At 70.9% G+C, this 16,166-nt stretch carries 14 protein-coding genes and 2 pseudogenes; 4 read left to right on the forward strand and 12 right to left on the reverse strand.

The annotated features are described in order from the left end of the window. Nucleotides 1-39 precede the first annotated feature (39 nt). From D581_RS1000000139465 to D581_RS0107750, 9 genes and pseudogenes are all read right to left on the reverse strand, one after another. A pseudogene (locus D581_RS1000000139465) lies at nucleotides 40-645 on the reverse strand (CARDB domain-containing protein); the annotation flags it as partial. 175 nt (nucleotides 646-820) lie between these two features. Beyond that, the gene (locus D581_RS0107715; RefSeq protein ID WP_018956657.1) at nucleotides 821-2,011 is read right to left on the reverse strand and encodes a S8 family peptidase; all 1,191 of its coding nucleotides are present in this window, start codon (nucleotides 2,009-2,011) and stop codon (nucleotides 821-823) included. 99 nt (nucleotides 2,012-2,110) lie between these two features. Beyond that, complete coding sequence (locus tag D581_RS0107720; protein ID WP_018956658.1) at nucleotides 2,111-3,229, reverse strand: type III polyketide synthase; 1,119 nt, start codon at nucleotides 3,227-3,229, stop codon at nucleotides 2,111-2,113. A 34-nt stretch (nucleotides 3,230-3,263) separates the two neighbouring features. Then, a complete protein-coding gene (locus D581_RS0107725) occupies nucleotides 3,264-4,496 on the reverse strand; it encodes a cytochrome P450 (protein ID WP_018956659.1) in 1,233 nt (410 codons plus the stop codon). 147 nt (nucleotides 4,497-4,643) lie between these two features. Beyond that, complete coding sequence (locus D581_RS0107730) at nucleotides 4,644-5,483, reverse strand: ABC transporter ATP-binding protein (protein WP_018956660.1); 840 nt, start codon at nucleotides 5,481-5,483, stop codon at nucleotides 4,644-4,646. Beyond that, entirely contained in the window at nucleotides 5,480-6,532 is a 1,053-nt protein-coding gene (locus tag D581_RS0107735) for an iron chelate uptake ABC transporter family permease subunit (RefSeq protein ID WP_018956661.1), read from the reverse strand. The genes D581_RS0107730 and D581_RS0107735 overlap by 4 nt, the downstream gene beginning before the upstream one ends. Next, nucleotides 6,529-7,569: a FecCD family ABC transporter permease gene (locus D581_RS0107740; protein ID WP_018956662.1), complete on the reverse strand. Its 1,041-nt coding sequence runs from the start codon at nucleotides 7,567-7,569 to the stop codon at nucleotides 6,529-6,531. Before D581_RS0107740 ends, D581_RS0107735 begins: the two co-directional genes overlap by 4 nt. Next, nucleotides 7,566-8,597, reverse strand: a complete 1,032-nt coding sequence (locus tag D581_RS0107745; RefSeq protein ID WP_018956663.1) for an iron-siderophore ABC transporter substrate-binding protein — start codon at nucleotides 8,595-8,597, stop codon at nucleotides 7,566-7,568. The genes D581_RS0107740 and D581_RS0107745 overlap by 4 nt, the downstream gene beginning before the upstream one ends. Nucleotides 8,598-8,797: 200 nt before the next feature. After that, entirely contained in the window at nucleotides 8,798-9,571 is a 774-nt protein-coding gene (locus D581_RS0107750; RefSeq protein ID WP_018956664.1) for a helix-turn-helix transcriptional regulator, read from the reverse strand. A 262-nt stretch (nucleotides 9,572-9,833) separates the two neighbouring features. Between D581_RS0107750 and D581_RS0107755 the strand changes: the two genes are divergently transcribed. Then, complete coding sequence (locus D581_RS0107755; protein ID WP_018956665.1) at nucleotides 9,834-10,367, forward strand: EF-hand domain-containing protein; 534 nt, start codon at nucleotides 9,834-9,836, stop codon at nucleotides 10,365-10,367. A 570-nt stretch (nucleotides 10,368-10,937) separates the two neighbouring features. After that, nucleotides 10,938-12,044: a peptidoglycan DD-metalloendopeptidase family protein gene (locus tag D581_RS0107760; protein WP_018956666.1), complete on the forward strand. Its 1,107-nt coding sequence runs from the start codon at nucleotides 10,938-10,940 to the stop codon at nucleotides 12,042-12,044. 217 nt (nucleotides 12,045-12,261) lie between these two features. Here the strand turns inward: D581_RS0107760 and D581_RS1000000139470 are convergent, their stop codons facing one another. Next, nucleotides 12,262-12,918, reverse strand: coding sequence for an O-methyltransferase (locus tag D581_RS1000000139470; protein WP_469222335.1), 657 nt, complete (start codon nucleotides 12,916-12,918; stop codon nucleotides 12,262-12,264). Between the two features lie 391 nt (nucleotides 12,919-13,309). Between D581_RS1000000139470 and D581_RS0107775 the strand changes: the two genes are divergently transcribed. Both D581_RS0107775 and D581_RS1000000138925 read left to right on the forward strand, forming a co-directional pair. Next, complete coding sequence (locus tag D581_RS0107775) at nucleotides 13,310-13,837, forward strand: DinB family protein (protein WP_018956669.1); 528 nt, start codon at nucleotides 13,310-13,312, stop codon at nucleotides 13,835-13,837. 18 nt (nucleotides 13,838-13,855) lie between these two features. Further along, nucleotides 13,856-14,125: pseudogene (locus D581_RS1000000138925) on the forward strand (mycothiol transferase); the annotation flags it as partial. A gap of 97 nt (nucleotides 14,126-14,222) precedes the next feature. Here the strand turns inward: D581_RS1000000138925 and D581_RS0107785 are convergent. Beyond that, the gene (locus tag D581_RS0107785; protein ID WP_026290310.1) at nucleotides 14,223-14,915 is read right to left on the reverse strand and encodes a response regulator transcription factor; all 693 of its coding nucleotides are present in this window, start codon (nucleotides 14,913-14,915) and stop codon (nucleotides 14,223-14,225) included. Then, complete coding sequence (locus D581_RS0107790) at nucleotides 14,912-16,138, reverse strand: sensor histidine kinase (RefSeq protein ID WP_018956672.1); 1,227 nt, start codon at nucleotides 16,136-16,138, stop codon at nucleotides 14,912-14,914. Before D581_RS0107790 ends, D581_RS0107785 begins: the two co-directional genes overlap by 4 nt. Nucleotides 16,139-16,166 lie beyond the last annotated feature (28 nt).

Below are 16,166 nucleotides of genomic sequence, written 5' to 3' on the forward strand. Positions count from 1 at the left end.
CAATGCAAGGATTGCATACACAAGGGGTGCTTCCCTGTCATCGGGAAGCGCCCCCCGGACGTAACTGCTCGCGTCCCGGGCCCCGATGGAGGCGTCGACCTGGGTGGAGGCGCCCGCCGCCAGTGCGCCGACGGAGGCGGTGGCGACCTTGGTGCCGCCAAGGCGCAGCTCGACCTCGCTCGCCGGGGCGGCGAGTGCGCCGGCGTTGCGGACGGTCGCGGTCACGGTGACCTCGTCCGTCTCGACCGGTGCGGCGGGTGCGGCGGCGATGCCGGTGACCTGGAGGTCCGGGTTGGCCGCCGGAGCGCCCAGGACCTGGAACTCCGCGACCTGCCGGGCTCCGGAGCCGCTGTTGGCGGTGAACCTCAGCTGGACGTCCGCGACGCGCGCGGCGACCGGGATGGCCACCGTGTTGCCGGACGCCGGACTGAAGGCGTAATCCTTGGCGGCCGCAAGGGAGTTGAAGGACGAGGAGCTCTGCTCCCGGCCGAGGACCTCGATGCGCTGGGTACGCGGCCCCCAGCTGGGGTCGGGGCTGAGCTTGACGACGACGTTCGCGGTGTCGGCGGTGGAGCCGAGCTTCACGGTGAGGGTGTTCGGGTAACTGCCGCCCGCGCCCTCCCAGTAGGTGGAGGTGCTACGAGTTTCTGCATGTACTGCGGCCTGTTTGCGTTGTGCCGTCAGAGAGTTGCAGAGAAATGAGAGACCGTCCACCGTTCCGACAACAGCCGGGCGGCCGGGCCGGGCAGCGGATTCCGTCGCGCGGTCGCCGCTCCCCCGCCCCGCGGACGAGCCGTACCTCCGGCCGTCCGACGGATCGTCAGAGGCCGCCGGTGTACAGCAGCAGGTCGGGCGAGCCCTGACCGAGAGCGGAGAGCACGTCCGGGGTGGCCGTGTCCGTCAGCCACCGCGAGACGGCGGCGGGAGACGCCGAGGGATTGCCCTCCTTGTAGAGCGCCGCGACGCCCGCGACGTGCGGGCTGGCCATGGAGGTGCCGTTCAGCGAGACGGTGCCGCCGCCGAGGCGGGCGGAGACGATGTCGGCGCCGGGGGCGTAGATCGAGAGGCAGGAGCCCCAGTTACTGAAGGAGGTCTCCCGGTCCTGCCGGTCGCTCGCCCCGACGGTGAACACACCGTCAGCGGCGGCCGGGGAGACGTCACAGGCGTCCCGGTTGTCGTTGCCCGCGGCCACGACGGGCAGCACGCCCGCGTCGGCGACGGCCTCGACCGCCGCGTCGACGGCCGTGGAGCGGTCGCCGCCGAGCGAGGCGTTCAGCACGGCGGGGACACCGCTGCGCTCGGCGTCCTTGGCGACCCAGTCGAACCCGGCGAGGATGCCAGCCCAGGTGCCCCGGCCCTCGCAGTCGAGGACACGTACGTTGACCAGGGAGGCGTCCTTCGCCACGCCGGACACCGCGCCGCCGACCGTGCCCGCCACGTGCGTGCCGTGTCCGTTGCAGTCCATGCCGGCGCGGCCGTCCCCGACGGCGTCGTACCCGCTCGCGACCCGGCCGCCGAATTCGCTGTGCGCGGCGTCGATCCCGGTGTCGACGACGTACGCCTTCACTCCCTTGCCGGTGGCCTTGGTGGTGAAGGTGTCGTCCAGCGGCAGGGCGCGCTGGTCGATGCGGTCGGTACCCCAGCCGGCCGCGGGGGCGCGCAGCAGGTTCGCGGCGGTGGGCGCGGGGACGGTCACCTCGGCGTTCTCCTCGACGGCGAGGACGCCGGGAACGGCCCGGACCGCTTGGAGTTCGGTGGCGGTGAGCGTGGCGGCGAAGCCGTGCAGAGCGTTTCCGTAACGGAACAACGGATCGAGCCCGAACTCCCGCAGGACGGTGTCCGGCGAGAGTTCGGGCTTCAGGGTGACGATGTACTGCCCGGGTACGGCCCGGGTGGACTGCTCCACCAGGACCCCTTCCGGTCCGCTGTCGGCCGAGGCCGTGGCGGGTGCGCCGATCAGCGGTGCGATCAGCAGCAGGGCGGCCGTGGCCCATCGGGCGGGCAGGCGCATGCGTTCTCCTAGAGGTGGGGATCCGGTCACGGAACAAGTGCGTCCGCGAAGCGCGAACACCCGTTCCTTCGTCCCCGCCCGTCGGTCGCCTTAGCGGGTTCAGCCGGACAGCGCAACGCCCGCGGTCAGCTCCAGCCCGTCGAGGTCGTGTCCGACCTCCGCCCGGAGGTCGTCCTTGGCCCAACTGCCCACGGCCACTTCGGCGGTGATGCCGGGCCCGAAGCCGGCGATGAGCCCCTGCGCGGACTCGGCGGCTCCGCCGTCGTCGAAGAGCCTCGCCAGTGCGTCGAAGACGACGGAGCTGGCGATGTTGCCGCGTTCGGTGAGGGTGGCCCGGCTGTAGCGGAACATCTCGGGCGGTAGGTCCAGGAAGTGGCAGAGGTCGTCCAGGATGCGCGGTCCGCCCGCGTGGACGATGAAGAAGTCCATGTTCGGGACGGACCAGCCGTGCAGGTCGACCAGGTCCAGGAGCACCGGGGCGAGCATCTCCATGGTGCCCGGGACCCGCTTGTCCAGCTGGAAGTGGAACCCGGTGTCGCGGACGGCGTAGGAGATCCAGTCCTCGGTGTCGGGCACCAGGTGGGAGCCGTTGCGCTCCAGGCGCATGCCGGTGCCGCCCTGTCCCCGTACGACGGCCGCGGAGACGGCGTCGCCGAAGAGCCCGTTGGAGAGCAGTGAGCCGACCCCGATGTCGGTGGGCTGGTAGCACAGCGAGCAGAACTCGCAGGAGACGATGAGGACGTTGGACTCGGGGTAGGCCAGGCAGAAGTCGTGCGCGCGGTTGATCGCCGCGCCGCCCGCCGCGCAGCCGAGCTGGGCGATGGGCAGTTGGCGGGTCTCGGGTCTGAAGCCCATGCTGTTGATGATCCACGCGGTCAGCGAGGGCATCATGAAGCCCGTGCAGGAGACGTAGACGATCAGATCGATCTCGGACGGGTCGGTCTCGGCGTTGACGAGCGCCTGCCGGACGACTTCGGGGACCCGGGTCCTGGCCTCGGCCTCGTACACCTGGTTGCGCGCCTCGAATCCGGGATGCCGCAGGGTCTTCTCGATGGGCTGCACGAGGTGCCGGGTCTGGACGCCGGTATTCTGGATGAGCCTCAGGACGAGCTCGCGCTGCGGGTGCCCGGCGTGGGTCTCCCGGGCCAGGTCCAGGGTCTGCTGCATCGTGATGACGTGCTCGGGCACAGCGATGGCCGGTCGGCACAGGGTCGCCATGGGTTCTCCTCGTTCTCTGGAGCGGAGGCTCTCGTCACCATGTGACGGGCAGGGCGAGCGGGTAACGCCAGATGGACGTCGTGTTCCACGAGACGTCCGCGGGCGGCACGTCCAGACGCAGGGCCGGGAAGCGGGTCAGCAGCGTGGAGAAGGCCACTTCCAGTTCCATGGTGGCCAGCGGTGCGCCCAGGCAGTGGTGGGCGCCCCAGCCGAACGTCATGTGCGGGATGGTCGGCCGGTCGGGATCCAGCTCGTCGGGACGGTCGAACTTGGCGGAGTCCCGGTTGGCCGTCAGATAGGACACGTGCACCACGTCGCCGGCCTTGATGAGGACTCCGGAGAGCTCCACGTCCTCCAGCGCGATGCGCGGGATGCCGACGCCCTTGCGGAAGGGGATGTGGCGCAGCAGCTCCTCCAGGGTGCGGGGCAGCCGCTGCGGTTCGGCCCGGAGGGACCGCAGGAGGTCCGGGCGGGTGAGCAGGGTGTAGGCGATGTTGCCGAGCTGGTAGGTCGTGGTGTCCTGGCCGGTGATGAGCAGCACCATCGCCATGACGGCCAGCTCGTCGTCGTCCAGCAGTTCGTCGCCGTCCCGGGCGGTGGCCAGGGTGCTGATGAGGTCCTCGCCCGGGGAGCGGCGCCGCTCGGCGGTCAGCTCCTGGAAGTAGCCGCGCAGCTCCGCCTTGGCGCGTACCGCGTCCTCCTTGCCCGCGGCCCCGACGTTCATCATGGTCATGGCGTGAGCCCGGAGCCAGGGGCGGTCGGCCTCGGGGATGTCGAGTGCCTCGCAGATGGTGATCAGCGGCAGCGGCGCGGAGACCCGGGCGACGAGGTCGGCCGGCGCGCCCTCCTCCTCCATCTCGTCCAGCAGCCGGTCCACCACGCGCTGGGTCCCGCCGCGCATCTGCTCGACACGACGCGGGGTGAAGCTCTTGGCCACCAGGCCCCGCAGCCGGCTGCTGGCGGGCGGGTCCATGAGGTTGATGGACTCCGCCTGCACGATGGGCTCCGGCGTCATCCGGGGGAAGTCACGGCCGAGGACGGCGCTGCGGCTGAACCGCCGGTCGGTGGTGACCGTCCGGACGTCCTCGTAGCGGGTGACCAGCCAGGCCTCACCCTCTCCGTAGGCCATACGGATACGGGACACCGGCTCCTCGGTCAGCAATTGCCTGAGCTGGGGGTCGAACTCCAGCTGCTGCGCGTAGTCGAACGGACAGTTCCGGACGGTTTCCTTGTTCTGCACCGAGTTCTGCACCGAGGTGTTCTCCACCGAGGTTCTCCCCATGACCGCTTCGACGAAAAGGGCGAGTGCCGGACCGGAGCCCGGCACCCGACCTACCCTGTGTGCCCCGTCACTCTTCGAAACATGTCAGTGACACACGGCAGTCAGCCGATCAGGGGGCGTACGCCCCCGCGTTCACGCGGTCGCCTCCCCGGCGGTCAGTGCCTCGGCCCGGTCGAGGACGTGATGACGGCCGATCGGGAGCATCAGGGGCCGGCCCGACACGGGGTCCTCGATGATGCGGCTGCCGAGGTCGAACACCACCCGTACGGTCTCCTCCGTCAGCACCTCGGCCGGGGTGCCGGACGCGTGGAGCCCGCCGTCGGCCAGGGCGATCAGGTGGTCCGCGTACCGGGCGGCGAGGTTGAGGTCATGCAGGACCATCACGATGGTGGTGCCGCGCGAGCGGTTCAGGTCGGTCAGAAGGTCGAGGACCTCGATCTGGTGGCTGGCGTCGAGGAAGGTGGTCGGCTCGTCGAGCAGCAGCAGATCGGTCTGCTGGGCGAGGGCCATCGCGATCCAGACACGCTGGCGCTGGCCGCCGGAGAGTTCGTCCACCGCGCGCTCGGCGAGCGGTTCGGTGTGGGTGGCCTCCAGGGCGGCGGCCACGGCGGCGTCGTCCTTCTCGTTCCAGCGTGAGAAGACGGACTGGTGCGGGTGGCGGCCGCGGCCGACGAGGTCGGAGACGGTGATGCCCTCGGGGGCGACGGGCGACTGCGGCAGCAGGCCGAGGGTGCGGGCCAGCTCCTTGGCGGGCAGCCGGTGCACCTCCTTGCCGTCCAGGACGACGCGGCCGGCCCGGGGGGCGAGCAGCCGGGACATGGAACGCAGCAGCGTCGACTTGCCGCAGGCGTTGGCGCCGACGATCACGGTGATCCGGCCTGGCGGTACGGCCAGGTCGAGGGAGTCGACGACGGTGCGGTCGCCGTAGCCGAGGGTGAGTCCTTCGGCGGTCAGTCGGTGGTGCGTGGTCATAGCGAGCCTCCCGCCCGGTTGGTGCGGATGATCAGGTAGACGAGGTAGGGAGCTCCGAGGACGCCGGTGACGACGCCGACCGGGTAGCGCTCGCCGAAGGCGAACTGGCCGGTGAAGTCGGCGACGAGGACGAGCAACGAGCCGACGAGTCCGGCGGGCACCAGCAGGGAGCCGCCCGCCCCGGTGATCCGGGCCGCGATGGGTCCGGAGAGGAACGCCACGAACGCGATGGGGCCGGCTGCCGCCGTGGCGAAGGCGATCAGCCCGACGGCGGCGACGATCACCGTGATCCGGGTGCGCTCCACGCGTACGCCGAGCGCGGAGGCGGTGTCGTCGCCGAGCTGGAGCGCGGAGAGGTTACGGGCCTGGCCCAGCAGCAGCGGGGTGAGGGCGGCCGCCGCGACGAGGGCGGGGACGACCTGGTCCCAGGTGGCTCCGTTGAGGCTGCCGGTCAGCCAGCGCATCGCCTCCTGGAGGTCCCATTCGGCGGCCCGGGACAGGACGTAGGAGGTGATGCTGTCGAGCATCGCGGAGATCCCGATGCCGATCAGGATGAGCCGGGTGCCGACGACGCCGCCCCTGAACGCCAGGGAGTACACCAGCAGGGCGACCCCGAGGCCGGCGGCGATGGCGAGGACGGAGACCTGGATCTCGCCGAGCGAGAGGGTCACGATGGCGATGGCCGCGGCGGCGCTCGCCCCGGAGCTGATGCCGATGATGTCGGGGCTGGCGAGCGGGTTGCGGAGCATCGTCTGGAAGGTGACCCCGGCCAGGCCGAAGCTGAATCCGGCCACCAGCGCGAGGACCGCGCGGGGCAGCCGCAGCCGGCCCACCGTGAACGACGCGCCCGGCACCTGCTCCCCGAGGATCACCCGGAACACGTCTCCGGGCGGGTAGAAGGTCCGGCCCGCCATGAGCGTCACGGCGAACGCGGCGAGGACGAGGAGCAGCAGCGCCAGGACGACCCGGCGGCGGCGCGAGGCGCCGCGCAGGCGACGGCGGGTGGCGGCCTCGACGGACGACGGCCGGGTGAGGACGGGGGCGCTCACAGGGCACGTACCTTCTGTCGGCGGACGATGTAGATGAAGAAGGGGGCCCCGATCAGTGCGGTCACGATGCCGACGTCGATCTCCGAGGGGCGGGCCACGATCCGGCCGACGACGTCGGCGGCGGTGAGCAGGACCGCGCCGAGCACAGCCGACAGCGGCAGGAGCCAGCGGTGGTCGACGCCGACGAGCAGCCGGCAGGTGTGCGGGACGACGAGGCCGACGAAGCCGATCGGCCCGGCGACGGCGGTGGCCGCTCCGCAGAGCAGCACGGCGCCGAGGGCGGCCACGGCCCGTGCCACGGCGACCCGTTCACCGAGGCCTGCCGCCAACTCGTCGCCTAGCGCCAGCGAGTTGAGGGCGCGGGCCGAGAGCAGGCAGACGGCGAAGCCGACCGCGAGGAACGGCATGACCTGGCCGATGCGTTCGAAGGACGCGCCGCCGACGCCGCCGATCTGCCAGAGCTTGAAGCTTCCGGCGATGTCGTTGCGCGGCAGGATGACCGCACTGACGAGCGAGGCGAAGGCCGCGGACGTGGCGGCTCCGGCGAGTGCCAGTTTGAGGGGGGTCGCCCCTCCTCTGCCGAGGGTTCCCACGGTGTAGACGAACAGCGCGGCGAGGGCCGCGCCCAGGACGGCGGTCCAGACGTATCCGGTCGGCGAGGTGAGCCCGAAGAACGCGACCGCTGTGACGACGGCGAGGGAAGCCCCCATGTTGACGCCGAGGATGCCCGGGTCGGCCAGCGGGTTACGCGTGACGCCCTGCATCACGCCGCCCGCGAGGCCGAGTGCGGCGCCGATGACGACGGCGAGGACGGTACGGGGGATGCGCTTCGTCGCCGCCGCCCGGCCCAGGGTGTCGTCCGCGCCGCCGAGCGCCGCGACGACGTCGGACCAGGGGACGTCGCGGGAGCCGATGGCGACGGACGCGACCATGACGGCGGCCAGGGCGAGCACGGAGAGGAGGACCCACAGCAGGCGCACGCCCGCCGGACGCCTGGTGACGGCGTCCGGCGGGGTACGGGTGTCGGGCTCGGTCACTTGACCTTGTCCGCGGCCTTGGCGAGCGCGGCGGCGTAGTCGTCCAGCACATAGCTGATCGACAGCGGCGTCGGGTTGGCGGCGGTGGCCAGCGGGCTGGTGCCGGGCAGGAGGTAGACGGAGCCGCGCTCGACGGCGGGGATCTTCGAGAGCAGCGGGTCCTTGGTGACCGTCTTCAGCAGCTCGCCGGTGTCGTCGCCGTAGCCGGTGATGATGTCGACGTCGTCGAACGCGTCGACCTGCTCGGCGCTCTTGGTGAGGGCGAACTTCTTCGTTCCCTCGGACGCCTTCGCGATGGAGCCGGGGATCTTCATGCCGAGGTCCTGGAAGAACTGTGTGCGGGTGTCGTGGGCGGTGTAGAAGCCGACCTGACTGACGTCGTTGGGGTCGACGTGCGTCATGAACATCGCCGACTTGCCCTTGAGCTGCGGGTACTTCGCGGCGGTCTTCGCTATGTCTCCGTCGAGCTTCTTGATCAGCTTCTCGCCCTGGTCGGCCAGCCCGATCGCCGCGCTGTTCGTCCGGATGATCTCGCGCCACGGCGTCGCCCAGGCGGCGTCCGGGTAGGCGACGACGGGGGCGATCTCGCTGAGGGTCTCGTAGTCCTTCTTGGTCAGACCCGAGTACGCGGCCAGGATGACGTCCGGCTTCGTGTCCGCCACGGCCTCGAAGTCGATGCCGTCGGTCTCGTCGAAGAGCACCGGCGTCTTCGCCTTCAGCTCGTCGAGCTTCTCCTCGACCCAGGGCAGCACGCCGTCGTCGTTGTCGTCGCCGAAGTTGGCCGCGGCCATGCCGACGGGCACGACGCCGAGCGCGAGCGGCACTTCGTGGTTGGCCCAGTTGACGGTCGCGACGCGCTTCGGCTTCGCCGGGATGGTCGTCTTGCCCAGGGCGTGCTCGACGGTCAGGGGGAACCCGCCGGAACGGCTTTCGTCGTCCTTGTTCCCGGCGTCGGTGGTCCCGCCGCAGGCGGAGACGGAGACGAGGGCGGCCGCCACGACGAGCAGGCGGAGGCGGTGTGAAGACATGGGTGTGTACCCGGCTTTCCGGATGTCGGGGTGCCGCTTCTCGCACGTCCGGGGGTGCGCAGCAGTCAGGGATCGGTGCGCGGCACGTGCGTCATCGGCTTAGGTAAGGCTTGCCTTCGCACCCTATGAGAATCGACCCGGCTGTCGCAATCAACCGTTTAGGACATGCGCTGTAGCGATACGGACACACGATCCGGTGGTCATTCCGGCCGGAAGGTCCCCGGGGTGAGTCCCGTCGTACGCCGGAAGGCGGCGCCGAACGCGCTCGCCGAGCGGTAGCCGACCTGTTCGGCCACGGCCTCCACGTCCCATCCCCGGGCCAGCAGGCCGATGGCGTGCTGGGCGCGGACCGCGGCCACCCAGCGCACGAAGCTCGTGCCCGTCTCGGCGGTGAACGCCCGGGTGACCGTGCGGGCGCTGACGCCGAGGACGGACGCCCAGTCCGCCAGGGTCCGCCGGTCGGCCGGATCCTCGCGCACCGCTTCGGCGATCGGGCGCAGCAGACCGGAGGCCGGGACCCGCACGAGCAGTTCACGGGGCGACGGTACGAGGACGTCGAGCACCAGCGCCTCGGTCGCGGCGCGCGAGGCGGCCGTGAGTCCGGGTTCGCCGAGCCGCTCCAGCAGCAGGCGCAGCAGCGGGGTGATCTCGACGGCGACCGGCGTGGCGGAGATCGACGCGGTGGTGCGGAAGCCGAAGAAGCTCGCCCGGAACCAGGTTCCGGCGGTCGCCGATCCGGCGTGCAGGGTCCCCGCGGGCATCCACAGGCCCAGGGTCGGGGTGATCGTCCAGATCCGGCTGCCGACCACCGCTGTGGAGGCGCCGCGCTCGTTCCAGAGCAGTTCGTGGAAGGGGTGGGAGTGCGCGTCCCAGAGCGTGTCGTGGGTGACGACCTCGTCGTAGCCGGCGATGACGAAGGGGGTGTCCACCGAACCGGGAGCGAACGCGGGCAGCGTCCGGGTCTCCCTGGTCATGGATGGTGGACCTGTCTCGTGCGGGGGCCGCTCGCGGCGGACGGGGTGCGCATCGGCTCAGCCTAGAGGCCGGGGGCGCGCGGATCCAACGAGCCCCGGCTTCTGCCTCAACTTGACGTTTACGCAGGTCAGTTACGTCCTTCAGGTGAAAGAACCACGGCTTTCGGCGCGTACACCGCTTCTCGGCGGACAGTGGGTGGGCCGACCGGGCACCGGGCCGCGGCCGGAGGGAACGTGACATGCGGAGAAAGGTGACGGATTCATGGGCATTGAGGCCACCAGGCGGGCCACGCTCGTCTTCTCCCTGTTCGACGCCAACGCCAACGGCGTCCTGGAGGCGGACGACTTCGATCTCATGGCCGACCGCGTCGTCCGCGAGGCGCACGCGTCGGACCGGGCGGCCCAGGACGCGATGCGCGCGGCGTTCCGGCGGTACTGGACGACGCTGCGCACCGAGCTCGACGCCGATGGCGACGGCGAGGTCAGCTTCGAGGAGTTCACCGCCTGCGTGCTGTCGCCGGAGCGGTTCGACGCGACCGTCGGGGTGTTCGCCGAGGCACTGGCCGCCCTCGGCGACCCGGACGGCGACGGTCTGATCGAGCGCCCACTGTTCATGGCGCTGATGACGGCCATCGGGTTCGAGCCCGCGAACATCAACGCGCTTTTCGACGCCTTCGAGCCGAACGACGGGGACCGGATCCGGGTGGAGACGTGGGTCGCCGGGATCAAGGACTACTACGCGCCGGGCAAGGCCGGCATCCCCGGCGACCATCTGGTCGTGGGCACCGCCGCCTGACCGGGCGCGCACGCATACGGCCGACGACGGTGGACGCCCTCCCGGGCGTCCACCGTCCCGCCGTCCCGATGTGATCCGCCCGGTCCGGCACCTCCTCGGCCGCCTGCGGACGGGGCGCCGGGCGCGCAGCGGCTCCCGGGCGGCGGACGTCGGCCTCAGCTGATGTGGTGCGGTTGGACGACGGTAAGGAGCCGGCGGGAACGTGGCAGCGGGCGGCGCGCTCTCACCGCAACGCATCCGTCCCTGGCCCTCGACGGCGTCACCCGCCCCGTCGACACGGTGCCGCCCGGGGTGTGCGCCCGGCTCCGGCACTCGTGGCGGCTTCTCCTGAGACAGCCCCGCCCAGGCCGTCACCACCTCCATCGTTCGGCGCGGTATCTGACCGGATTCCATGGCCACTTCATCTGTTCCGGGAGACCGACAGACCCGTATGCTACGCGCATAGAACTTGGTGCGGACATGCCATTTCAGTAGGGTCCATCCTCTCCCATGGCGTTACCGCGCGCGTCCCACCCCGCCCTCGTCCCCGTCGACCTGTCAGGCCCCTCTCGTCCAGAAGGGACACCACCCGTGCTCTCCAAGCTGTCCGTGAGAACCACCGTCGCCGCCCTCGCCGCCATCGGTCTGCTCGCCACCGCGCCCTCGGCTACGGCGGCCTTCCGCGACTCGGCCGCAACACCTGCCGGGGCTGCGGCAACCGCCGCCCAGTCGCCTTCCCCCGATGTCACCGTGAAGATGCCGCCCGCGGTGGCCAACCGCCTCGGCACCGGTCGGCAGGCGCTGATAGACGCCGTCTCCACAGACGTCCTCTCCCGGTCCCACGACGCCAAGGGCCTCCCCCCGAAAGCCGCCGTCACCAAACTCGCCGATGAGGGCCGCAAGGTGGTCGTCGATGTCCGTACCGTCTCGGCCGACTGGGCCCGTGGCGTCGCGTACGTCGAAGCACCCCGCACCCACCACGGCGAGCCGGAGGGCTGGCTCTACATCGCTCACCGCAAGGACGGGCGATGGGTCTCGGGCCTGGAGGGCGACCGCGAGTTCGCCGATCACGTGGCCACGTCTCCGCTGGTCGGCAAGGCGGAGCGGCGGACCATGACGGCGTACGCCCAGCGCAAGACGGCTCCGCGGCAGGAGACGCCGTCGGTGGGGACCACCGCTGCCAACACCAACGGACTGCTGCTTCCCTGGATGCCCGACTACTACATGACCCTCACCGGCGGGGCACACTCCCACACCGGCTCGACGGGCTACTGGAGCAGCCTCGACTTCGCGGGAGGCAACGCCAGCGGGCGGGTCCGCTCGTCCCGGGAGGGGACGGCGACCTCGATGTGCGGTGCCGGAGGCGGCTGGACCAGAGTGATCCACCCCGGCGGCTTCTCGACGGACTACTACCACATGTGGAACACCACCTACTACAACGGAACATCGATCGCCCGCAGCGCCCTGCTCGGCACCATCGGCACCGACACCTGCGCCGGCGGGGCCGCGACCGGAGCCCACGTGCACTGGAGCCTGCGCACGTACGACGCCAACTACAACGGCCAGTACACCTGGCTCAACGGCCGCACCATCGGCGGCTGGGCCTGGTGGAACGGCTCCAGCCAGTACACCGGGTGCGCGACCCGCTCGGGCGTGACCGCCTGCCCCGGTACAGCGATCTACAACCGCACCAGCTGACCACCGCCGGCGCCTGACCGGTGGGTGGAGCCGTCGACCGCGTCGCGCATCCAGAAGATGCAGGCAGAGTCGCGGTCAGAGCAGACGGCGGTCGCCGCGTACAAGAACGCGCAACACTCCACGGGTTCCTCCTGCCCCGGCCGCACCGGGGCAGGAGGAGAAGGCAGGCGGCTGGTACGGCCGCGCGGTACGCATCCCATGGCCCCGGGGCGGCCGGTCACCCATCTCGCCGCACGCCTACCTGCTTTGGGGCGGCAGACCAACCCTCGCGGCGTGGGCAGGGACGGTTCAAACCTTTTGGCTGTAGATGGCGTGCCGCAACAACCGCCGAACTGTCGGGAGTTGTGAGCACTTCAGTCGCGTCCAGGGCTGGATGAGTGAGGTAGAACAGTCGGAGCTCATCCACTTCACCCCCGAAACGAGGTGGCCAATGGGGCGACGGGGTGAAGTCGTCCAGGATGAGAAGACCACCCGGAGCAAGCAGCTCGACGACCCCCTCGGGGTCCTCACGCTTGCCTCCGCCGTCGCAGAAGAAGACATCGAAGGGAGCGTGCTGCTCAAGCAGCCGCCAGTCCCCAGTGAGGACACTGACGCGGTCGTCGTCCGCGAAGACACCAGCGGCTCGACGGGCCAGCTCCTCGTCACGCTCCGCGGTAACCAGGCGGGCACCGGCACCAAGCCCACTGTGCAGCCAGGCGGTACCCACGCCCGAGCCGGTGCCGCTCTCCGCAATGACTCCGTGGGGTTTCGCAGCAGCGGCCAGCCTGAGCAACCTGCCCACCTCAGGGACGCAACTCTTCTTGAAACCCGCCTCGGAGGCGACACACTCCGCGGCCACCACGCGAGGCGGAACCGCACGCTCTGCCATGATCACGAACCCCCTTCACCGTGTGCATGACGCTATCCGCCAGCAGAGGCGTCCGTACGGAGTTTCGCCTGTCCGGACCCGGCAAACCCTCCCGGTCAAAGCACTGGAACGTGCCGCTCCACGCCCGGCGGTTCTCCCGTCGAGTCCGGTGTTGCCGGCGGCGATCCCCCAGGCGACCAGCAGCACCCAGAGCGTGGCGAGTACGGACGCCCCGGCGCTCCTTCCCGTGCGCCGCCCACCTGGAGCGGGCACTCCGGCTCCGGCCGCGTCCCCGAAGCCGCCCGCCACGGGCGAGTTCAGCCTCTGATCGCTCATCCGCGCAGCATACGAGGCGGCCGGAACGCCGTGCCCACGTGGCCGGGGACCGGTGTCAGTGGCGTGTGCCAAGGTGGCGTGTATGACGACCACACTCGACGGGCGCCCGGTCCCGCCCGCGCACGCCGACGAACGCACCATGCTGACGGTCTGGCTGGACTTCCACCGGTCCACTTTGGCGCTGAAGTGCGCGGGCCTCGACGACACGCAGGCGCGCAGGGCGGCCGTAGCGCCCTCGTCCATGACGATGATCGGCCTGGTCCAGCACCTGGCGGAGATCGAGCGGAACTGGTTCAGCCGCGTGTTCGCCGGCGAGGACGTGGCGCTGCTGTTCGGGGACCACGCCGGGTTCGGATTCACCCTCGACCCGGACCGTACTCTCGAGGAGGCGCTGGCGACCTGGCGGACGGAGGTGGAACGCAGCCGTGAGCTGATCGCCGACGCTCCGCTCGACGCCCCCGGCAGGCTGTCGGAGGAGAACGCCGCCGTCCTCGGCGAGGACAGTGTGTCCCTGCGGTGGATCCTGATCCACATGATCGAGGAGTACGCCCGTCACAACGGTCACGCGGACCTGATACGCGAAGCCGTGGACGGCGTCACCGGCGCTTAGGGACAGAAGGCGGTTCCGACCTCGCGTCTGTCCCTTCCCGGTCTCGTACGGCATGTGGCCGAGGTTGAGCGGAGCTGGTTCCGGATGGTGCTGAACGGCGAGGACCGCAAGGCACTCTGGCCCAGGATCAACGGCGGGTTCGCCGATTTCCCTGGGGACGACGCCGACGTGGGCGAGGCGTTCGCGTTCTGGCACGAGGCTTGCGAAGGCTCCCGTACGGCCGCGGAGGCCGTCGAGTCCCTTGACGACTCGGTGGACTTCCGGGGCGAGGCCGTCTCGCTCCGGTAGGTCCTCACCCACATGATCGAGGAGTATGCGCGCCACAACGGCCACGCCGGCCTCTACGTGACGCGGACCCGCAGCACCAGAGCACACGCGCCGGCGGTCACGGTGTGCCGGGCACCAGTCCGACCCGGTGGGCGAGGACGACGGCCTGCACGCGGTCGCGCAGGCCGAGTTTGGCCAGGATGCGCGACACGTAGGTCTTGACGGTCTCGGGCGTGATGTACATCGACACGGCGATTTCCGCGTTCGACAGCCCCTCGGCGATCAGTTGGAGCACTTCCAGCTCGCGGGGGGCCAGCGCACGCACGACGTCCTGTCTGGCCGGCCGGGAGGCGTCGGCCGGTCTCAGATGCTGGGCGAAGTGGCCGATGAGGTGGCGGGTGACGGCGGGGGCCAGCAGGGCCTCGCCCCGGGCGACGGTCCGGATTCCGTTGACCAGCTCCGCCGGAGGCGCGTCCTTGAGAAGGAACCCGCTCGCTCCGGCACGCAACGCGTCGTAGACGTGGGCGTCGACGTTGAACGTGGTGACGACGAGTACCTTCGGTGCGTCTTCGGTACCGAGACCTGCCAGTTGTCGCGTCGCCTCGATGCCGTCGAGCAGGGGCATCCGGATGTCCATCACGACCACGTCGGGACGCAGAAGCCGCGCGGCCCGGACCGCCTCATGGCCGTTCTCGGCCTCCCCGACGACCTGCATGTCGGGCTGCGCGGAGAAGATGGTGACGTAGCCGGTCCGCACCAGCGCCTGGTCGTCGCAGACGAGCACACGGGTCGGTGGCGGCGTATCGCTCACGAGGTCACTCCTGGAGGGGGCTTGGACGGAAGCGTGGCACGGACCTCGAACCCGCCTCCGGGCCGGGGACCGGCCACCAGTTCACCATCCAGCATCCGCACCCGGGCACGCAGCCCGGCCAGCCCTCGTCCGCCCGTGGGGCCCGGCTTCCCCGCGACCGGTGCGGCGGCGGGTCCGTCGGTGGTCACCACGATCGCGATCTGCTCGTCGCCGTGCCGGAGCAGGACCCGTGTCGGCTTTCCGGCCGCGTGCTTCAAGGCGTTGGTGAGCGCCTCCTGCACCACCCGGTAGGCGGCCAGCTCCACGTCCACGCCCTGCGGCCGTCGCTCACCCTCCTCGCGGAGCTCGACCGGCTGACCCGACCTGCGGGTCTCCTCGACCAGGTCCCCCACCCGTCCCAGGGCGGGTGTCCGGCCCACGCCCGCCGGGTCCGCGGATGCGGCCTCGCCGGTCGCCTCCAGGACACCGAGCAGGTACCGCAGTTCCGTCAGCGCCCGACGGCCGGTGTCGCTCACGGCCGTCAGTCCCTGGCCGACGCGTTCCGGTGCGGAAGTGAGCAGGAACTGCGCCGCGTCGGCCTGGACCACCATGGCCGTCACGTGGTGGGTGACCACGTCGTGCAGTTCGCGGGCGATCCGTGCCCGCTCGGCGGCCGTGGCCACCACGACGGCCAGCCGCCGCCGCTTCGCCTCTTCCGTCCGCCGCATGCGCACCGTGCTCCCCACCAGCCAGGCCGTGGCCAGAGCCAGGGAGAACGCGAGGTAGTCCGGTAGCGCATTCGGGGAGCCGAGACGGTTCAGGACGACGGCCAGCACGGCGTAACCCGCACTCGCCACGGCGACCAGGCCGTGACGGAAGCGGGCCTGGTGGGCCCCGGCGGAGTACAGGGCCAGATACAGCCCCATGCTCGCGAACGTCGTCGCGAAGCCCAGCGCCTGGTGCACGGCGAACGCGCCCGCGATGACGGCCAGACAGGCTGCGGGCCACCTGCGGCGGACCGCCAGCGGCACGGTCTGGGCCAGGACCAGCCCGACGCTCAGTACGTCCGTCGGCCTCTGGGGCAGATCGCCGATCTGCGCACCGATCGGGGACAGCGGCGGCACGAAGGCCAGCAGGGTGAGCGCCAGGGCGAGGACACCGTCCTTGACGAGAGCATCCCGCCCCCGCCACCGGTCGAGCGGTACCCGGAGCAGCGGCGGACTCCAGATCGCCTGACGGGACATCACCTCGGTTTCCTCCAACCGGCCCGGC

It is taken from the genome of Streptomyces sp. CNB091, from assembly GCF_000377965.1.